Source organism: Staphylococcus saprophyticus subsp. saprophyticus ATCC 15305 = NCTC 7292 (assembly GCF_000010125.1).
Lineage (GTDB): Bacteria > Bacillota > Bacilli > Staphylococcales > Staphylococcaceae > Staphylococcus > Staphylococcus saprophyticus.
Genome location: NC_007350.1, coordinates 2,154,008 through 2,172,093, shown reverse-complemented (window position 1 = coordinate 2,172,093; position 18,086 = coordinate 2,154,008). Strand labels below are relative to the sequence as shown.

Below are 18,086 nucleotides of genomic sequence, written 5' to 3'. Positions count from 1 at the left end.
TTAAAAAGAGAGCATAAGGCGATTCAATTACGGGTATATGAATTTTGTAAAGGGAGGTGGCCCAAAATGGAAAAAGTCGCAACAAATTATAACAACGAGATTGCATACATCCGAGAGGGTCAAGGTTTTCCTGTGATACTGATTCATGGCCTAGATGGCAACATGGCTTCATTATATAGCCTAAAAGATGAATTAAAACATAAATTTGAAGTAATTGTTTATGATGTAAGAGGACACGGTAAATCAACAAAAAAGAATTCGTTTAATTTAGAAGATCATGTAGAAGATTTAAAGGCTTTGATGACAAAATTGAATATTTCATCTGCACATCTTATTGGTCATGACATGGGAGGATTAATTGCAAAGCATTTCACTGATAAATATGGATCAATGGTCGCAACATTAACTTTAATTGCTTGTAATCTTATTGATAGTGTACATGCTTTAAATAAATTAATGATTGAGCACCAAGATGAAATTGAAGGTTTTGATAAATCTGAAGCACTGATATTATTATTGCCTTATATGTATAAAGAACAAGAAAAAGCTAAGAAATGGTTTCAAAATCAATTGATTTATAGTAGACAATCAGCAGAAGATAGTGCTGTAGCCACACGAGCATTAATGAATTTTCCTGTATTTAATAAAGATGTTGTTATTAAACAAACGGATGTGCCTACATTAATTGTTAATGGTGTATATGATCCTTTAATGACAACAGAGACTATTGAAAAATATCATTATGCATTTACAAGACTGCAAATACAGACATTTAATGAATCAGGTCATGCACCACATATTGAAGAACCAGAACATTTTTTAGATGTTTACAGTGATTTTATAAAGGCTAATGAATTTCAAAAAGAATAATTAGATTTAGTGGATTTTTAAAGCAATGAATATATCAACATAGTTGCAGAATGAAGTGTTTTGAATTTTAGATAAAATTGAGATGAGACAGAAACCAAATTTTAAAAACTTGGTTTCTGTCTCAGTTATGTAATTAAAGATGCTTAGGATGTAGGCACAGCTAAAATACATAAATAGGGGTATTTTAATATAACAAATACCTGTCTTATCATAGTCAAAGAGGCCGAGACATGCATTACATGTCTCGGCCTCTTTTGATAGTAAGCTTAAACTTCTTTTTCGTCGTTAGCTTCTTTAATGCGATCATTCACACGTGATAATAACTCGTTAATTTTTTTACGTTGTTTAGTGTTAACTAAAATTAATACTGTTCTTTCATCATGTTCATTACGTTTTTTATCGAAATAATCTTCTTGAGATAAGTTTTTAACTGCTTTAACAACTTGAGGTTGTTTATAGTTCAAATGATTAATAATATCTTTTAAATAATATTCTTCACTTTCGTGTTCGCTAATATAAGTTAATACAGCAAACTCCTCGAAACTTATTGAAAATTCTTTTTTGATAATTCCTTTTAATTTATCAGCGTAAGTAACCATCGCTAATAATTCAAAGCAATCATTGATTTTGGTGATAGCCATCCTTATTCCTCCCTATTTTATTGCCCAATCAAATATACATGTTAAAAGTGTTTTTGTATAAATATTTGTCTTAATTCAAAGTTAAATACAAAGAGTTTATCATAATTTGCAGACCTATTATATTGAGTAAAATATATTAAAACTGCTATTATTTAGTTTATTATAACTAAATAAAAATAGAAAGTAAACAAAAAACTGTTTAAGCGGTACATGAATGATTTAAGATATTAATTCAATTCTTTAAATACCAATGAGGGAAATATAATTAATATTTCTCATTTTCAATTTTCCATGATTTGATAAAATTACTAAAAAACTAATTTCTAATTAAAGGTGTTTACTATTTATACCGTGTACGTTTAATTTTTCGACAGAACATGATTTGCATTTTTAGCAATTGTATCGCCTATATTTAAACCTTCTATAACTTTCATATCTTTGTTATTACCCAATTTTTCTGTTTTAATAACCCGTTTAATAAATTTTTTATTTCTTTGTAAAAAAACGAATTGCTTTTTATATATTGCAGTTTTTGGAATTTCAATAGTGTAATTAGGTTTTTCTACGCGTAAATGACGACCGAATTTAACATCCGGTGTTGAACTGATTTCAACATGATACTGAGATGATTTTGTATTAGCTTCAGTATTTAAAGGTAATTTACTAATGAAATTTACAGTACCTGTGAAACTATGACCTGGATCAATGCATATGTGTACTTTATCCTTTAATTCCAATGTATTTACTATTGATTCTGGAACTTTAGCTTTGATTATAGCACTGGGATTAAAAATTTGCAGAATAAGACCATTATTTTGAGAAGGCACACGTTGATTAATGGCAATTTGACCATCCATCGATGCGTAAATCGTTGTGCGTAGTTGTGTTTGCAGGGTTTCAATTTCATGTTGTGTACGATTTCTTTCAATTGAGATTGTAGGATACTTAAGTGGGTCAATGTTATTCAAGTGGGCTAAGTATTTTTGTTTAGAAGTGATTTGGTGCTCGATGTCAACATTGTAATATTCAAATAGGGGCTGGTTCTTCTTGACGTGTTCTTCATTCTTAACAAACCAATTGTGGATGATGCCTTTATTTGAATCGAAAAAAATATTTGTTAGTTGAGAAGGCGATTGTATACCTGTGAAGTGTTGTGGTTCTTTATATTGAATTTTGAGTGTTTCCACTGTATGGGGATGCTCAGTATGAGACTTTGTTAAATAGAGCCAGCTTAGTAGGGTGATACTACAAAATAAAGCGAGTAGTGTGATAAAAATTAAAAATTTCCGCAAAGAAGTCACCTCTTGATGTTTTGATAACCCTATTATACTGCGGTGTAGCATTGCTTTTCTATAAAAAAATAGCGTCATTTACCAAAAGTTTAAAGTAAATAACGCTACGATACATTTTTAGAATAATCTCAATAAAATAATACCAATCATTATCGCAATGATGCCAATGATTTTTCGCGTAGTGATTTTATTAATGCGCGTACCTAATAAACCAAAATGATCAATGATTACACCCATTAGCATTTGACCTAACATAACGATAATCGTCGTTAGTGCAGCACCAAGATGTGGCATTAATATGATATTTGTAGTTACGAATACAACCCCCAGTATACCACCGATAAAATAGATTGGTTTGAGTTTACCTTGTTTTGCATCGACTGTCTTGAGTTTAAGACTTCTATTAAATATCAATGTAAGTATGAATAGGACAATGGTACCAACCGCGAATGAAATCAATGAGGCCATAACAGATGAGTGTATTTGTTGACCTAAAGCACTATTGATAGCTGTTTGGATTGGAGGACAAAAACCAAAGATAAATCCAATCACTAACCAGATATAAACGGGTGATGACTTATTTGTTTCAATGGGTGTTCTTTTTACATAGTTCATAAGTATGATGCCGAAAATTAAAACAATGATACCTAGTACTTTAAAGATAGTAAAAGGTTCTTGATTTGCACCAAACCAGCCAAAGGTATCAATCATGACGCCCATAATAATTTGACCAGATACAGTCATAACAACGGTTAATGACGCGCCTAAACGAGGTAATAGCAATAGATTACCAGTAAGGAAAATAACACCAAGCATACCACCGACAAACCATATGTAACTGAAAGATTGATTATTGTAAAACTGTGCTGTAAATACATGAGGATTGGTAATAAGATTAATTAAAATTAAAAAAATAGTTCCGGTTGCAAATGAGATTGTAGACGCATAGAATGAAGATTTCGTATAAAGACTTAATCTAGAGTTGATTGAAGTTTGAAAAGGAACCACCATACCTGCGACAATCCCGATTATATATAAGAGGATCATTAAATCACGCTTTCTTTCAAGATATATATACATTATATAGGAAAGAGAAAAATATGCATACATTTAAATTCAATCAAGAAATATTTGTATATTACAGAAAATAATGTACACAATACACAAAATGTAATAAAATATGTATGTTGATAAATTTAGAATTTTAAAAATTAGCAAAATTAATCAATTTTAAATAACAGAAGTAATACAAGAAGTGAGTGACTATAGATAGTGAAACGGCTTTCCATAATTCGACTTTTAGATCAAGAAACTTTTTTCTTGGGTGTAGGTAGAAATGATAATATAAAAAAACATCAATTTTTAGAAGTGTTGAATTCAAGGCATTCTTATAAAAATTTAGCCCAAGTCGTCGAAGTATATGATCAGTATGCGATATGTAAAAAATTAGGTAAGAAAAAGATATTTTTTGGCGATACTGTTAGATTACGACCACATAGAGATTAAGCCACCTTCAAAAATAAAGGAGAACTAGTCCGTTCATGGATCAGTTCTCCTTTATATTTAAAATCAATTATTAGATATCGACAATTCTGTAGGTGCTTATGAATACTGTTCTAAGCGTAGCATAACGTAACCAACTCATTACATTATGTATAAGTATATTCAAATACAAGGTTCATTGGTCAATTAACAATAATAGTTTAGTGAATTATCAATTTTCATAATAATGAAGAAAACGGCAATTTCTATTTGAATTAAATAGAAATTACCGTTGTTTTATTAATCTAAGATGTTTATGACCTATGCACCAGTTACTTTATAGCAATTGTAGGCGACCAACGTAATTAGATTTATAACTTACTTTCGTTCAAGTAAATGACATAGTCTGATTGTAGGGCATAGGTATCTACTTTAGCTAACTTTTTAAATCTTCTATATTTTGATTTAATAGTGTGACTAGGAAGTCCGTTATAAAAGTTTCTACCATTAAGTTAAATAGTTTAGTTTTCAAATATGAGTTTAGTAGATTTGTCTATAATCTGTGCTGAATGAATAGACGTTGGAATACCAGATTTAGGTCGTAAAATATCTAAATCTATGATTTTAGTCATACCTTCTTTAACTGCTGATTCGTTTACGAAGTGTTCAATTTTGGGTAATGGTAATTTGATTGCTTTATTTACTGCATCATTGAATATAAGCTCTAGGGTTTGTGACATTGTTTAGTGCCTCCTCATTTAGTTAATAGCTTCGGTCTTAATGACTTCTAGCTTGTCAAAACGTTCTCCAGTGATTTGTTCGATAATTGATTTAAAGCTTTTGAGTTGTTCTGGTGTCGCTTCAGTATTTAAATTAGTAAAGTGACGTTTGACCTGACTGGCTTTTCCATCTTTATCGTACAGTGTGCGTGACATTGTTACTGCAAGTTGACTAATTGTACTCATCTGTTTCAACCTCCTTTCACTATATATATCGAAATTAAATAGTGAATTGGCCAAAAATAATTTGAGAAATTTAAGTTAATCCCTTTCATGTGACATAAATATCATATATCATTAAATAAGAAACATTTATGGTTGAGAGGTGAATATATGAACCAAGTAGATCCAATTAGGGATATTAATGAGATAAAGGCAATGTATAAAGTACTTAGTTGTAAATCAAAACGTGATTATTTATTTTTTAAATTTGCGATACATACAGGTGTGAAACTGTCCGAATTATTAAACCTTTGTGTGAGTGATGTAAAAGGTGAAGAAAATAAAATTAAATATTATTGGCTTGAAGAACATGCATCGAATATTCATATTAGATTGCCAGATAAATTAAGAAATGAATTGGCACAATATATAGAAGAAGAGCATTTAGAGGATAGCCAATTATTATTTCAATCCAATAGAACATTGAAAGGTTTGTCACGTCAGCAGGCGTATAGAATTATACATGCTGCAGCAGTAGAACTAGGCATGTTACATATAGGTTTAACTACGCTTAGGAAAACATTTGCGTATCATGCGTATCAATCAGGTATTTCAATTTCTATTATTCAAAAGTATCTAGGTCATCAAACCACGTATGAAACGATGAAATTTATTGGTATTTCAACTAAAGCAAGTAAAACAACAATAGCTTTAAATTTATAAAATAATAACTAAAGGGGGGATACGATGAGTTTAGTATATCTACTAAGCACTTTAATATTAATAATGGTCATTCTATTATTTACACTGACAAATATAAAATTCCAGAAATATGCTGGACATATAGCACTTTTAGCACCCATAGTTGCTTCGGTTTACTTTTTGTATCAGCTACCATCTGTGATGCAAGGAAACTTTGTATCAGTTAAAATACCTTGGCTCACATTATTAGATATCAATATAGACTTTCGACTTGATGGTTTAAGTTTATTTTTTAGTTTATTAATTTCTCTTATTGGATTAGCCGTTGTTTATTATGCAACACAATACTTATCTAAAGAACATGATAATTTACCACGTTTTTATGTGTATTTATTATTATTTATGTTCAGTATGTTAGGCATTGTAACAGCTAACAATACAATTTTAATGTATGTATTCTGGGAATTAACAAGTGTTTCCTCATTTTTACTTATTGTTTATTGGTACAGTAAGGGTGATAGTCAGTTCGGTGCAATTCAATCGTTTATGATTACAGTATTTGGTGGACTGGCATTATTGGCAGGTTTCATCATGATCTACATTGTAACTGGTACGAATTCAATCACTTCTATTATTGAACAGAGTGATAAAATTGCACAAAGTCATTTATTTATACCAATTATCATCCTGCTACTACTTGGCGCATTTACTAAATCTGCCCAATTTCCTTTCCATATATGGTTACCAAAAGCCATGGCAGCACCGACACCTGTGAGTGCGTATCTACATTCAGCTACTATGGTAAAAGCAGGTATCTTTTTACTATTTAGATTTACATCTGTATTAGGATTAAGTGATTTTTACATTTATAGTGTCACATTTGTTGGTTTAATTACGATGATTTTTGGTGCAGTGAATGCCACAAGACAATTTGATATGAAAGCAATATTAGCTTACTCAACCATTAGTCAATTAGGAATGATTGTTTCTATGGTAGGCCTTGGAGGTGGCTTTGCACAACATCCAACAGGTGAGTTGTCAAAAATTTATGGCATGATTTTATTTGCAGCACTATTCCATCTGATGAATCACGCATTATATAAAGGTGCCTTATTTATGGGCGTAGGTATTATCGACCATGAAACGGGTACAAGGGATATTCGCCGTTTATCTGGTTTGAAAAAAGTATTTCCAATCACACACATTGTGATGTTACTATCTGCTTTATCTATGGCAGGTATACCGTTTTTAAATGGCTTTTTAAGTAAAGAGATGTTCTTTGATGGATTAGTAAGTACAGTTGAATTACCTCAATTTAATCTCACGCTTACAGTTATCATTACTGTAATCGGTGTGATCGCAAGTATATTCACATTGGTTTATGGTGTTTATATGATCAAAGAAGTATTCTGGGGAGACTATCAACAAGCAGACTTACCAAAAAAATCACCGCATGAACCATTTTTATTCACGCTACCTTCTGCAATTATGATGATTTTGTTACCGGTCATATTCTTTATTCCTAATCTATTTGGACATAATATCATTTTACCGGCATTACGAAGTATCACAATTGGAGAAAAAGTAGATCAAGTTGCACCGCATGTATCACAATGGCATGGCTTTAACTTACCGTTAATCTTAAGCTTAATTGTGATAGTAGTCGGATTTATCATGGCACTTAGAATTAATTGGAAAAAGTATGCAAATCAAGTGAAAGTAAAAACGATTACTGATTTATATTTAGGTTCATATAAACAATTTGAACATTATTCTGGTTATGGTATTCGCTCATTAATGAATAACCGTTTGAATCATTATATTACGATTACCTTGCTCATTTTTAGTATGGTTGTCATCTACGGTATGATTCAAGCTGGTTTCCCAGAAGTACATCAAATTCATGTAAGTGATTTCGGTCCGATAGAGGTCATTACGTTAATTGTTGTATTCGTCCTGGGTATTGCACTCACCTTTATTAGACAACGTTTAACTATGGTTGTCCTTAATGGGATTATTGGTTATTGTGTAACGATATTCTTTATCTTAATGAAAGCACCAGATTTAGCGTTAACGCAATTAGTAGTAGAAACAATAACAACAATTCTATTTATTGTTAGTTTCTCTAGACTGCCTAACGTACCACGTGCGAAAGTTAATAAAAAACGTGAAGCAGTCAAAATTATCGTTTCATTATTAATGGCAGTCATTGTTGTTACACTTGTATTTATTGCACAACAAGGTGATTCGATGCCAACAATTTCAACATTCTATCATGATGCATATAAATTAACAGGTGGTAAAAATATCGTGAATGCAATTCTTGGGGATTTTCGTGCCATAGATACATTGTTTGAAGGTATGGTACTCATTATTGCCGGATTAGGTATTTATACGCTACTTAACTTTAAAGAACGGAGGGGTCAAGATGAAAGAGAATGATGTTGTATTAAAAACCGTAACGAAGATCGTTGTGTTTATTTTGTTAACATTTGGATTCTACTTGTTTTTGGCAGGTCATAATAATCCAGGTGGCGGATTTATCGGCGGTCTCGTGTTTAGTTCAGCGTTTTTACTAATGTTCTTGGCTTTTGATGTTAAACAAGTATTAGTAGCGTTACCGCTTGATTTTAGAATTCTAATGATTTGTGGTTCATTACTATCATTTCTCACTGCTGTTGTACCTATGTTCTTTGGTAAACCGTTCCTTTACCAAACAGATGCTTATGTACAATTACCGTTATTAGGGGAAGTGCACTTAACGACAGTTACCGTATTTGAAGCGGGAATCGTATTAGCCGTTGTGGGTGTTGTTGTGACCGTTATGTTGTCTATCAGTGGTGGTCGTTCATGAATCTGATATTATTAATGGTCATTGGCTTCTTAATATTTATAGGGACGTATATGATATTATCAGTCAATTTAATCCGTATTGTTATAGGCATTTCGATTTATACACACGCAGGTAATTTAATTATTATGAGTATGGGTAATTATAGTAAAAATAAAGTGGAACCTTTAATAGGTGAAGGAAGTCAAAATTTTGTCGATCCTTTATTACAAGCCATTGTTTTAACGGCGATTGTTATTGGTTTTGCTATGACGGCTTTCCTTCTTGTATTAGTTTACAGAACCTATCGTGTGACAAAAGAAGATGAAATTGATGTATTGAGAGGTGATGACGACGATGCTAATGAGTAATTTATTGATTTTACCATTACTTCTGCCAGCTGTATGTGCTTTAGGCCTTGTGTTTATACGTACACACAGTAGATTATCTAGAATATTTTCTATCGGTACAATGGCAGTAACGACAGTTGTTTCATTGCTTCTACTAATTTATGTTATGTACCATAAGCCGATTGCTTTAGATTTTGGTGGTTGGCAAGCACCTTTTGGTATACAGTTTGTCGGTGACTCACTAAGTCTCTTATTGGTTACAACATCAAGTTTTGTTGTCACACTGATTATGGCATATGGATTTGGTAGAACTGAAAAACGTGCCATTCGTTATTATCTACCAAGTTTTATTTTGTTTTTAACAGTGGGTGTCATCGGTTCGTTCTTAACGGCAGATTTATTTAACATCTATGTTATGTTCGAAGTGATGTTACTAGCGTCATTTGTACTTATCACTTTGGGACAATCAGTTGAGCAGTTACGTGCAGCCATTATCTATGTAGTATTGAATATATTAGGTTCATGGTTACTCTTGCTCGGTGTTGGTTTGTTATACAAACTGACTGGTACACTAAACTTTACGCTTGTTGCACAAAGATTAAATGAAATGGATGATAAGAGTTCAATTGTCATTGTCTCTATGGTCTTCTTGATTGCATTCAGTGCCAAAGCAGCACTTGTGCTATTTATGTGGTTACCTAAGGCATATGCCGTATTAAATACTGAACTGGCTGCATTGTTTGCTGCTTTAATGACTAAAGTCGGTGCATATGCATTAATTCGTTTCTTCACATTAATATTTGATGAACATAGTGGTATTACACATCCATTATTAGTCTTTTTATCTTGTATTACGATGTTGATTGGTGCATTTGGTGTACTTGCTTATAGGGATATTAAGAAAATTGCTGCCTATCAAGTTATTCTATCGATTGGTTTCATAATTTTAGGATTAGGTACGAATACAATCGCTGGCGTAAACGGCGCGATCTTTTATTTAGCAAATGATATTGTAGTGAAAACATTGCTTTTCTTTATTATTGGTAGTTTGGTATACATTACTGGTCTTAGACAATATAAAAGTTTATATGGGCTTGCCAAACAAGAACCCTTCTTTGGTGTAGCTTTTGTAGTCATGATATTAGCAATCGGCGGCGTGCCACCATTTAGTGGTTTTCCAGGTAAAGTATTTATTTTTAAAGGTGCGATTGAAAATGGAAATTACATTGGTTTAGCATTAATGATTATAACGAGTTTAATTGCTATGTTTAGTTTATTTAGAATTTTCTTTGTGATGTACCTTGGTAATGAAAACAAAGGAGAGGCAATTGTATTTAATAAAATACCTACTTATCGTAAAAATTTAATCGGCGTACTGGTTGCTATGATCATCGTAATGGGCTTAGCCGCACCATTACTATTTAAAGTGACAGATAATGCGACACATTTAAATATGGATGATGGATTATATGAAAAAATGGTAAATCCTCATTTAATAAAGGGGGATAAATAATGAGACAAGTCTTACTTAATATTGTCATCGCATTTTTATGGGTATTATTTCAAGATGAAGACTCTTTTAAATTATCCACCTTCTTTGCAGGTTATCTCATTGGTATATTAGTTATCTATATTTTACACCGCTTTTTCGGCCAACAATTTTATTTAAAAAAAGTTTGGGTTGGTATTAAATTTTTAGCCGTGTATCTTTACCAATTAATAACATCAAGTATGACAATAATCAATTATATTTTATTTAAGACCAAAGATTTAAATCCAGGATTAGTGACTTATGAAACAACATTAGATAATGATTGGGAAGTCACATTCTTAACTATATTGATCATCATCACGCCAGGATCAACCGTAATTAGAATATCTAAAGAAAAGAAAAAGTTCTTTATACATGCAATTGACGTTTCCGACAAAGAGAAGCAAAAATTGTTGAAAAGTATTAGACAATATGAAGGACTCATATTGGAGGTGGCAGAATGATCGGCACACTAACAGATTTTTTCATAACAAGCGCACTGATTTTATTTGGTATTGCTTTATTATTAACTTTATTTAGATTAATTAAAGGACCGACCACTGCGGATAGAGTTGTCACATTCGATGCTGCTAGTGCTATATTGATGTCTATGGTTGGTTTGTTAAGTATTGTATTTGGAACTTTTTCGTTCTTGGATTCAATCTTACTTATCGCTATCATTTCATTCGTAAGTACGGTGTCAATTTCTAGATTTATAGAAGGGGGACACGTCTTCAATGCAAATAACAAGCGAAATCGTTAATCTAATCGCAGCAATTATGATTTTCTTAGGAAGTATCATTGCTTTAATAAGTTCTATTGGATTAATCAAATTCCAGGATGTTTTTTTACGAAGTCATGCAGCGACTAAAAGTTCTACGCTATCTGTATTATTAACGTTAGTGGGTGTTATCATATTCTTTATTTCTTCACAAGGCTATTTAAGTGTAAGACTAATATTAGCACTGGTGTTTATTAATTTAACATCTCCAGTTGGTGGACATTTGATTTCACGTGCCGCTTATCGAACTGGCGCTTATATGTATAGAAAAAGTGATGCACCAAGACAAACGAATATTTTACTGAGTTCCTCTGAAAACAATACGTTTGAGCAACTGAAACAACGTGCGCATGAACGTGAAGAACGAAGACGTAAAACTTATGAAAAAGAGCATGATTATTAATGAACGAATATAATCGCAGGAAGTAGGATGATGAGACCCGTTTCGGCTGGGTTTCCATGCTACTTCTTTTTTTGTTGTTAAGTACATGATGATAAAATATGATTGCTGCACAATGAATTTAATTGCTTAAATAAAAAGTTTTGTAGCAATAGAATGATATAAGAGTGAATAAATAAAAAATATGTATGAAATATTTTATTTTCAAGTGCAATACGTTTAAGTGATGGGGCATAAAATGATAAAATAAAATATATTTGTAATTGTGTTTATTTTTAAGTTCATTATCAAATTGGGGAATGAAATTAATTTGATAATTTGTGATTAAGAGTTTGGGACGCAATATATTCATGTAAAGACGATGTTATTTTTTGTTTCAACCTCAACAATTATGAAAGAATAATGACGTTTAAAAGAGGTGAAACCTTGCAAATATTTGAAACTATACTTATATTTTTAGCACTAGTCATATTAAGTTCATTCTTACACACTTTTCTTCCAAAAATACCTTTAGCTTTCATTCAAATTATATTAGGTATGCTATTGTATGTCACACCTATTCCAGTACAATTTAATTTTGATTCAGAATTATTTATGGTGGCTTTAATTGCTCCGTTACTTTTCGTAGAGGGTGTTAAAGTCTCTCGTGTTCATTTAAGGCGATATATTAAACCTGTGCTAATGATGGCATTAGGGTTGGTAGTGACAACTGTGATTGTAGTAGGTTTATTTGTGCATTGGATTTGGCCTGAGTTACCTATGGCAGCTGCTTTCGCACTCGCTGCAATATTGTGTCCAACGGATGCCGTTGCAGTCCAAGCAATCACGAATGGCAAAGTACTTCCTAAAGGTTCTATGACAATTTTAGAGGGTGAGTCTTTATTAAATGATGCAGCAGGTATCATATCTTTTAAAATTGCCGTAGCAGCATTGATTACAGGTGGATTTTCAATGGTGAATGCAGTTGAACAATTTTTAATTTCTTCAATTGGTGGATTTATTGTTGGGTTATTAATTGGTGTCGCACTTGTTCGTTTCCGTGTGACGTTATCAAGACGTGGCATTGAAAATATTAATATGTTTACATTTATCCAACTTGTAACACCATTTATCACATATATCGTTGCCGAAATGTTCCATGCTTCTGGTATTATTGCAGCAGTTGTTGCAGGTTTAGTACATGGTTTTGAACGTGATCGAATTGCTCAAGCACGTACTAGGTTGCAGATGAGCTATAATCACACATGGAATATATTAGGATATGCATTAAATGGATTTGTGTTTTCTATCTTAGGATTTTTAATTCCTGAAGTTGTAGGGAGAATTATTGAGAACGAACCGCATAACTTAATATTCTTAATTACTGTGACATGTCTTATTGCATTAGCTATTTATCTGTTCAGATTTTTATGGGTTTTTGTTTTATATCCTTATTTTTATTTACCGGTGAGCCCGTTCCAAAAAATGATTTCACATAATGAGGATGATCAGAAAACTGCAGAAACCCCGCCAAAAAGAGGCATGTATGCGTTTATAATGACGTTGTGTGGGGTGCATGGTACGATTTCCTTAGCAATCGCACTGACATTGCCATATATGTTAGCAGATCATCATTCATTTATTTTTAGAGATGACCTATTATTTATTGCCTCAGGTATGGTTATTATCAGTTTAATTGTGGCACAGATGATTTTACCAGTCGTTACACCGAATGCTAAAAAACCTAAAATCGTTGGTATGAACTTTAAGCAGGCACGTGTTTATATTTTAGAAAAAGTTATCGATTCATTAAATCAGCAATCGTCAGTTACGTCTAGTTTCCAATATGGTAATGTTATAAAAGATTATCATGATAAGCTAGCATTTTTAAGAACGGTTGAAAATGAAGATGAAAATACTAAAGAGCTTCAGAGACTTCAAAAATTAGCATTTGATGTAGAAAATCAAACATTAAATGGTCTTGTTGAAAATGGCGATATTACTACAAACGTGTTGGATAACTACATGCGTTATACAGAACGAACACAAGTATATAAACAAGCTTCGTTATTACAACGTATCAAAGTTGAAGTAAGAGCAATGATTTTAAAGAGAAGAATACGTACGAAAGTGAAAACGAATGCGGCCTCTCCATTATCTGTTGTAGATAACTTACGTGAGATTTCCAACATTATGCGTACAGTACATTATCGTGTAGTGAGTCGATTAGGCAAAGAAACAACGGAAAACAATAAATTAGAAGTTGGTATGATTTGTGATAGTTATCTTATTCGTATCGATAATTTAACACCTTCCAATTTCTTTAATCCTAAAAATGAGAACTCTATCACGAAAATTAAATTAAGCGCATTAAAAGAGCAACGTCGTATTTTAAATCAACTTGTAGAAGATGAAGAAGTAAGTGAAGTAACAGCTTTAAAAATTCGTGAAGCAATTAATTATGATGAGATGATTATTGTAGATAGTTCAACGGATTGATAAGGTAATAAATAACACTAGATTCCATTTTGGAAGATAGTTATAAACTGCCAACAAAGTATCCAACTTTGTTGGCAGTTTTTTTTTGAACACTTTTAGCAGGTACTGTCTTAACCTGTAGTTTTTGGCTAGTATTTTCCCGTAAGAGTCAGTCGAATATGATATGTAAAAGAGGAATACTTGAGCTAAAGCGCATGCATAAGTGCCACTAAGTCATGTAATGAGAAGGAATAATTGAGCTAAAGCTCATGCATAAGCGAAACTAATTTTTTTCAAAGTGGAGGAATACTTGAGCTAAAGCGCATGCATAAGTGCTACTAAGTCAATGACTAAGTGGCACTAAAAAAACTCCATCAATGGGGGGAGGAGCCACCATTGATGGAGTGTAAGGGAGATGATTTAAGGCTTGAATACCACCATGCCGTACGTTTAATTAGGAGGGAAGTCGTACGACATGGGACTATTCACCTATGACTAGGTTAATAGCCCGCACCATCTATTCCATGCTGCCGTGTATAGTTTCTATATTCGATTTCATCATATTGTAATATGAATCACCTTTAGAACCTTCTTGTCCGATTGAATCGGTAAATACTTCACCGTATATATCTTTCTTCGTTTCTTCACTTAAACTTTGCATACTCTTCTTATCGACACTTGTCTCGACAAGTAAGTGTTTAAGTTGATTATCTTTCACGAATTCAATTGCTTGTTTCATTTGTTCAGGAGTACCTTGTTTTTCAGTATTAATTTCCCAAATATAACCTGGCTTAATGTCATATTGTTTAGAGAAATATTTAAAAGCACCTTCACTTGTAATCATTGCTCTGCGATCTTTTGGAATATCATTGAATTTTTCGTGACTCTCTTTATTTAATGATTCTAATTTAGCAATATAGTCTTTACTATGAGATTCGATATCTTCTTTGTGTTTTTCATCATGTTTTAATAAGGTATCACGTATCGTTTCAACATATTTAATCCCATTTTCTAAACTTAGCCATGCATGAGGATCTTGTTTAGATTCATCGCCTTCAGCACCATTTAAATAAAAAGGTTTTACTTTTTCAGATACTTTAACCACACTGTCATCTTTAGTTGATTTATTAGCTTGAGATAACGCTTTGTCGAACCAACCATTACCAGTTTCTAAATTTAAGCCATTATAGAAAACAATATCTGCATCTGTTAATGCTTTGATGTCTTTTGGTTTTACTTCATATTCATGAGGATCTTGACCAACAGGGACAATACTGTGAATTTCGACATTATCACCACCGGCATTTTTCACCATATCGTATAAAATAGAGTTAGTCGTAACGACTTTTAGTTTTTCATTTGAATTTGAGTTTGAATCACTTTTTCCATTACTACATGCTGCTAAAAATAATAGTAGGATAAGTGCAATCGATATTAACTTTTTCATATTTGTTGTCCTTTCTTATTGAAAATATTGAATTTGTTTAAAATGAATATCGCAACATAAATTATAAATGCACAGAATACAATTGTGGCACCACTTGGAATGTTATAAACATAACTAATATACAAACCAACAATTGCACTAATCGTACTTATAATACTTGAAATAATCATCATAGTATGTAATTTTTTGGCGATTAAAAATGCTGCAGAAGCAGGTGTAATCAATAGTGCTACTACTAAGATAATGCCAACGGTTTGAATACTTGCGACAGTTACGAGAGATAATAACAACATTACAAAATAATGAAATACAGTTGTATTTAATCCGCTCATTCTACTGAAAACTGGATCAAATGTAGATACCATTAATGGTCTATAAAAAATGATGATTAACACCATTACAATGATACCTACAATAATAGTTGACCAAAATGTAGATTGTGTAACAGCAAGTAAATTACCGAATAATATATGATATAAATCAGTGGTACTGTTAATCAAACTGATTAAAATAACACCTGTGGCTAAAAATGCTGTAAAACTAATCCCAATGGCAGCATCTGGTTTGGTTTTACTATTTTTAGTAATGAAGCCAATGAAAATACTTGCAATCATACCTGTAATTAATGCACCAATAAACATTGGTATGCCAAATAAAAATGATAATGCAACACCAGGTAATACGGCATGACTCATTGCATCACCCATAAGTGAAAGTCCCCTTAAAACAATAAGACAGCCAACAGTACCACATACAATCCCAACAACAATTGAAATGATTAGGGCGTTGCTCAAAAATTTATAGTCTAGCAAATGCTGTAAAAATTCCATAATAAGTTAAGTCCTTTCTAAAAAATTAAGTCGTTCCGCTTTGTACTGTGGCATTTAAAAACGTTTTGTTTAGATTTTCTGGTTGCATAGCGGTAATGCTATCCCCAAAATAGCGAATATTTCTATTTAATAGAATGACACGATCAAAGTATTCTTCGGTTTTAGATAGATCATGATGGACAATGAGTAATAATTTGCCTTCCTCTTTTAACTTGCGTAATTGATGCATAATGATTTGTTCACTATGGAAATCAATCCCTACAAAAGGTTCATCTAATAAGTACAAGGTACTTTCAGACATTAAAGCACGTGCTACAAGTACACGTTGTAATTGACCGCCACTTAATTCTGAAATTTGACGGTGACGCAAGTCTTCTAATTCCAAAGTTTGCATTAATTGATTTAAGCGCTGTTTCGTAGTTGGCGTCACCCACCTAAACCAACCGATATCTTTGTAAGCTCCTGATAAGACTACATGCTCCACATTTATAGGAAAATCTAAATCTATGTGCGCTTTTTGAGGGATATAAGTGACATGCTTCAAATTATTTTGTATGGAATCATCATTTAACTGAGCAGAACCTGTTGGTTTGAATTCACCAATCAGTGATTTAATAAATGAGGATTTTCCGGCACCATTAGGCCCCATAATACCTATGATTTCGCCCTGAATAGGTATGGATAAATTAATATCTTGAAGTACATGTTTATTCCCAAGTGTAAGATTTAAGTTTTCTACCTTTAACATTTTAAACCTCCTTAATAATATTTTTAGGCTAACCTAATTTAATTTATAATATACCATGAACTTTTAGCGTGTCAAGTTGATTCGTGATACAATAAGGTGAATGATTTGAGAGGTGAGATAATGCTAACTGAAGAAAAAGAAGACTATTTAAAAGCAATTTTAACGCATGATGGTGACCATTCTTTTGTTTCGAATAAGACGCTATCCCAATATTTAACTATTAAGCCACCATCTGTAAGTGAGATGGTTAATCGTTTGGAGAAGTCAGGGTATGTTGAAACAAAACCATATAAAGGTGTAAAGCTTTCAAAGGAAGGTTTAACATATACATTAGATATCATTAAACGTCATAGATTATTAGAATTATTTTTAATAAAAATTTTGCAATATAATTGGGAAGAGGTACATCAAGAAGCAGAAGTACTGGAACACAAAGTATCTCACTTATTTGTGGAGCGTTTAGATAAGTTATTAGATTATCCAATCACATGTCCACATGGCGGTATTATCCCGAGAGATAATCAATATAAAGAATTATATACAACCAATTTATTAGCTTTTGATACTGGTGATACAGTGACAATCAAACGTGTACGTGATAGAACGGACTTATTAATCTACTTATCAAGTAAAGATATATTGATTGATGAACGTATTGAAATCTTGAGTAAAGATGATACAAATAAAGTTATTATTGTAAAGAAAGATGAGCAAATTACAGTATTAAGTTATGACAATGCCGCGCATATATACGCTGAAATTTAAATTTACTAATAGCCGTGTA

Annotated in this window: 20 protein-coding genes; 12 read left to right on the top strand and 8 right to left on the bottom strand. The window is 32.1% G+C overall.

The features are described 5' to 3' along the window. Window positions 1-66 precede the first annotated feature (66 nt). A complete protein-coding gene (locus SSP_RS10530; protein WP_011303743.1) occupies window positions 67-870 on the top strand; it encodes an alpha/beta fold hydrolase in 804 nt (267 codons plus the stop codon). Between the two features lie 266 nt (window positions 871-1,136). Here the strand turns inward: SSP_RS10530 and sarA are convergent, their stop codons facing one another. From sarA to SSP_RS10515, 3 genes are all read right to left on the bottom strand, one after another. Further along, a complete protein-coding gene (sarA, locus tag SSP_RS10525; RefSeq protein ID WP_002484043.1) occupies window positions 1,137-1,511 on the bottom strand; it encodes a global transcriptional regulator SarA in 375 nt (124 codons plus the stop codon). A 359-nt stretch (window positions 1,512-1,870) separates the two neighbouring features. Next, the gene (locus tag SSP_RS10520) at window positions 1,871-2,812 is read right to left on the bottom strand and encodes an efflux RND transporter periplasmic adaptor subunit (RefSeq protein ID WP_225310447.1); all 942 of its coding nucleotides are present in this window, start codon (window positions 2,810-2,812) and stop codon (window positions 1,871-1,873) included. Between the two features lie 108 nt (window positions 2,813-2,920). Beyond that, window positions 2,921-3,850 (bottom strand): DMT family transporter, encoded by a 930-nt coding sequence (locus tag SSP_RS10515; protein ID WP_011303741.1) that lies wholly within the window; start codon window positions 3,848-3,850, stop codon window positions 2,921-2,923. Window positions 3,851-4,075: 225 nt separating this feature from the next. Between SSP_RS10515 and SSP_RS10510 the strand changes: the two genes are divergently transcribed. Next, window positions 4,076-4,309 (top strand): hypothetical protein, encoded by a 234-nt coding sequence (locus SSP_RS10510; RefSeq protein WP_011303740.1) that lies wholly within the window; start codon window positions 4,076-4,078, stop codon window positions 4,307-4,309. Window positions 4,310-4,806: 497 nt separating this feature from the next. Here SSP_RS10510 and SSP_RS10505 read toward each other — a convergent pair whose 3' ends face one another. Next, window positions 4,807-5,025 carry a DUF2922 domain-containing protein gene (locus SSP_RS10505; RefSeq protein ID WP_011303739.1) on the bottom strand — a complete coding sequence of 73 codons (219 nt, stop codon included), beginning with the start codon at window positions 5,023-5,025 and terminating at the stop codon, window positions 4,807-4,809. Between the two features lie 18 nt (window positions 5,026-5,043). Beyond that, entirely contained in the window at window positions 5,044-5,250 is a 207-nt protein-coding gene (locus SSP_RS10500) for a sigS mRNA-stabilizing protein SroA (protein ID WP_002484039.1), read from the bottom strand. Between the two features lie 147 nt (window positions 5,251-5,397). On the opposite strand from SSP_RS10500, the gene SSP_RS10495 reads away from it, so the two are divergent. The 9 genes from SSP_RS10495 (at window position 5,398) to SSP_RS10455 (ending at window position 14,298) form a co-directional block, all read left to right on the top strand. Continuing rightward, a complete protein-coding gene (locus tag SSP_RS10495) occupies window positions 5,398-5,949 on the top strand; it encodes a tyrosine-type recombinase/integrase (protein ID WP_002484038.1) in 552 nt (183 codons plus the stop codon). A gap of 24 nt (window positions 5,950-5,973) precedes the next feature. After that, the gene (locus tag SSP_RS10490; protein WP_011303738.1) at window positions 5,974-8,370 is read left to right on the top strand and encodes a DUF4040 family protein; all 2,397 of its coding nucleotides are present in this window, start codon (window positions 5,974-5,976) and stop codon (window positions 8,368-8,370) included. Next, window positions 8,357-8,782 carry a Na+/H+ antiporter Mnh2 subunit B gene (gene mnhB2, locus SSP_RS10485; protein WP_011303737.1) on the top strand — a complete coding sequence of 142 codons (426 nt, stop codon included), beginning with the start codon at window positions 8,357-8,359 and terminating at the stop codon, window positions 8,780-8,782. Before SSP_RS10490 ends, mnhB2 begins: the two co-directional genes overlap by 14 nt. Continuing rightward, window positions 8,779-9,129, top strand: coding sequence for a Na+/H+ antiporter Mnh2 subunit C (gene mnhC2, locus SSP_RS10480; protein WP_011303736.1), 351 nt, complete (start codon window positions 8,779-8,781; stop codon window positions 9,127-9,129). Before mnhB2 ends, mnhC2 begins: the two co-directional genes overlap by 4 nt. Beyond that, window positions 9,122-10,621 (top strand): Na+/H+ antiporter Mnh2 subunit D, encoded by a 1,500-nt coding sequence (gene mnhD2 / locus SSP_RS10475; RefSeq protein WP_077461053.1) that lies wholly within the window; start codon window positions 9,122-9,124, stop codon window positions 10,619-10,621. The genes mnhC2 and mnhD2 overlap by 8 nt, the downstream gene beginning before the upstream one ends. Further along, window positions 10,621-11,103 (top strand): Na+/H+ antiporter Mnh2 subunit E, encoded by a 483-nt coding sequence (gene mnhE2, locus SSP_RS10470; protein WP_011303734.1) that lies wholly within the window; start codon window positions 10,621-10,623, stop codon window positions 11,101-11,103. Before mnhD2 ends, mnhE2 begins: the two co-directional genes overlap by 1 nt. Continuing rightward, a complete protein-coding gene (gene mnhF2, locus SSP_RS10465; protein ID WP_002484032.1) occupies window positions 11,100-11,402 on the top strand; it encodes a Na+/H+ antiporter Mnh2 subunit F in 303 nt (100 codons plus the stop codon). The genes mnhE2 and mnhF2 overlap by 4 nt, the downstream gene beginning before the upstream one ends. Next, complete coding sequence (locus SSP_RS10460) at window positions 11,377-11,823, top strand: Na+/H+ antiporter subunit G (protein WP_011303733.1); 447 nt, start codon at window positions 11,377-11,379, stop codon at window positions 11,821-11,823. Before mnhF2 ends, SSP_RS10460 begins: the two co-directional genes overlap by 26 nt. A gap of 423 nt (window positions 11,824-12,246) precedes the next feature. Beyond that, window positions 12,247-14,298: a cation:proton antiporter gene (locus tag SSP_RS10455; protein WP_011303732.1), complete on the top strand. Its 2,052-nt coding sequence runs from the start codon at window positions 12,247-12,249 to the stop codon at window positions 14,296-14,298. A gap of 496 nt (window positions 14,299-14,794) precedes the next feature. On the opposite strand, the gene mntC is transcribed toward SSP_RS10455, so the two are convergent. The 3 genes from mntC to SSP_RS10440 are packed head-to-tail and all read right to left on the bottom strand — an operon-like array spanning window position 14,795 to window position 17,302. Next, window positions 14,795-15,724: a manganese ABC transporter substrate-binding lipoprotein MntC gene (mntC, locus tag SSP_RS10450; RefSeq protein WP_011303731.1), complete on the bottom strand. Its 930-nt coding sequence runs from the start codon at window positions 15,722-15,724 to the stop codon at window positions 14,795-14,797. Next, complete coding sequence (locus SSP_RS10445; protein WP_103314671.1) at window positions 15,721-16,557, bottom strand: metal ABC transporter permease; 837 nt, start codon at window positions 16,555-16,557, stop codon at window positions 15,721-15,723. The genes mntC and SSP_RS10445 overlap by 4 nt, the downstream gene beginning before the upstream one ends. A gap of 22 nt (window positions 16,558-16,579) precedes the next feature. Next, window positions 16,580-17,302 carry a metal ABC transporter ATP-binding protein gene (locus SSP_RS10440; protein ID WP_011303729.1) on the bottom strand — a complete coding sequence of 241 codons (723 nt, stop codon included), beginning with the start codon at window positions 17,300-17,302 and terminating at the stop codon, window positions 16,580-16,582. 120 nt (window positions 17,303-17,422) lie between these two features. On the opposite strand from SSP_RS10440, the gene SSP_RS10435 reads away from it, so the two are divergent. After that, a complete protein-coding gene (locus SSP_RS10435; protein ID WP_011303728.1) occupies window positions 17,423-18,067 on the top strand; it encodes a metal-dependent transcriptional regulator in 645 nt (214 codons plus the stop codon). Window positions 18,068-18,086 lie beyond the last annotated feature (19 nt).

Coding starts and splice junctions, on each gene's coding strand:
- mntC (WP_011303731.1), bottom strand. CDS start 15,724: ATGAAAAAGTTAATATCGATTGCACTTATCCTACTATTATTTTTAGCA.
- SSP_RS10495 (WP_002484038.1), top strand. CDS start 5,398: ATGAACCAAGTAGATCCAATTAGGGATATTAATGAGATAAAGGCAATG.
- mnhD2 (WP_077461053.1), top strand. CDS start 9,122: ATGAGTAATTTATTGATTTTACCATTACTTCTGCCAGCTGTATGTGCT.
- mnhB2 (WP_011303737.1), top strand. CDS start 8,357: ATGAAAGAGAATGATGTTGTATTAAAAACCGTAACGAAGATCGTTGTG.
- SSP_RS10515 (WP_011303741.1), bottom strand. CDS start 3,850: ATGATCCTCTTATATATAATCGGGATTGTCGCAGGTATGGTGGTTCCT.
- SSP_RS10500 (WP_002484039.1), bottom strand. CDS start 5,250: ATGAGTACAATTAGTCAACTTGCAGTAACAATGTCACGCACACTGTAC.
- mnhF2 (WP_002484032.1), top strand. CDS start 11,100: ATGATCGGCACACTAACAGATTTTTTCATAACAAGCGCACTGATTTTA.
- mnhE2 (WP_011303734.1), top strand. CDS start 10,621: ATGAGACAAGTCTTACTTAATATTGTCATCGCATTTTTATGGGTATTA.
- SSP_RS10460 (WP_011303733.1), top strand. CDS start 11,377: ATGCAAATAACAAGCGAAATCGTTAATCTAATCGCAGCAATTATGATT.
- SSP_RS10505 (WP_011303739.1), bottom strand. CDS start 5,025: ATGTCACAAACCCTAGAGCTTATATTCAATGATGCAGTAAATAAAGCA.
- mnhC2 (WP_011303736.1), top strand. CDS start 8,779: ATGAATCTGATATTATTAATGGTCATTGGCTTCTTAATATTTATAGGG.
- SSP_RS10435 (WP_011303728.1), top strand. CDS start 17,423: ATGCTAACTGAAGAAAAAGAAGACTATTTAAAAGCAATTTTAACGCAT.
- SSP_RS10490 (WP_011303738.1), top strand. CDS start 5,974: ATGAGTTTAGTATATCTACTAAGCACTTTAATATTAATAATGGTCATT.
- SSP_RS10440 (WP_011303729.1), bottom strand. CDS start 17,302: ATGTTAAAGGTAGAAAACTTAAATCTTACACTTGGGAATAAACATGTA.
- sarA (WP_002484043.1), bottom strand. CDS start 1,511: ATGGCTATCACCAAAATCAATGATTGCTTTGAATTATTAGCGATGGTT.
- SSP_RS10530 (WP_011303743.1), top strand. CDS start 67: ATGGAAAAAGTCGCAACAAATTATAACAACGAGATTGCATACATCCGA.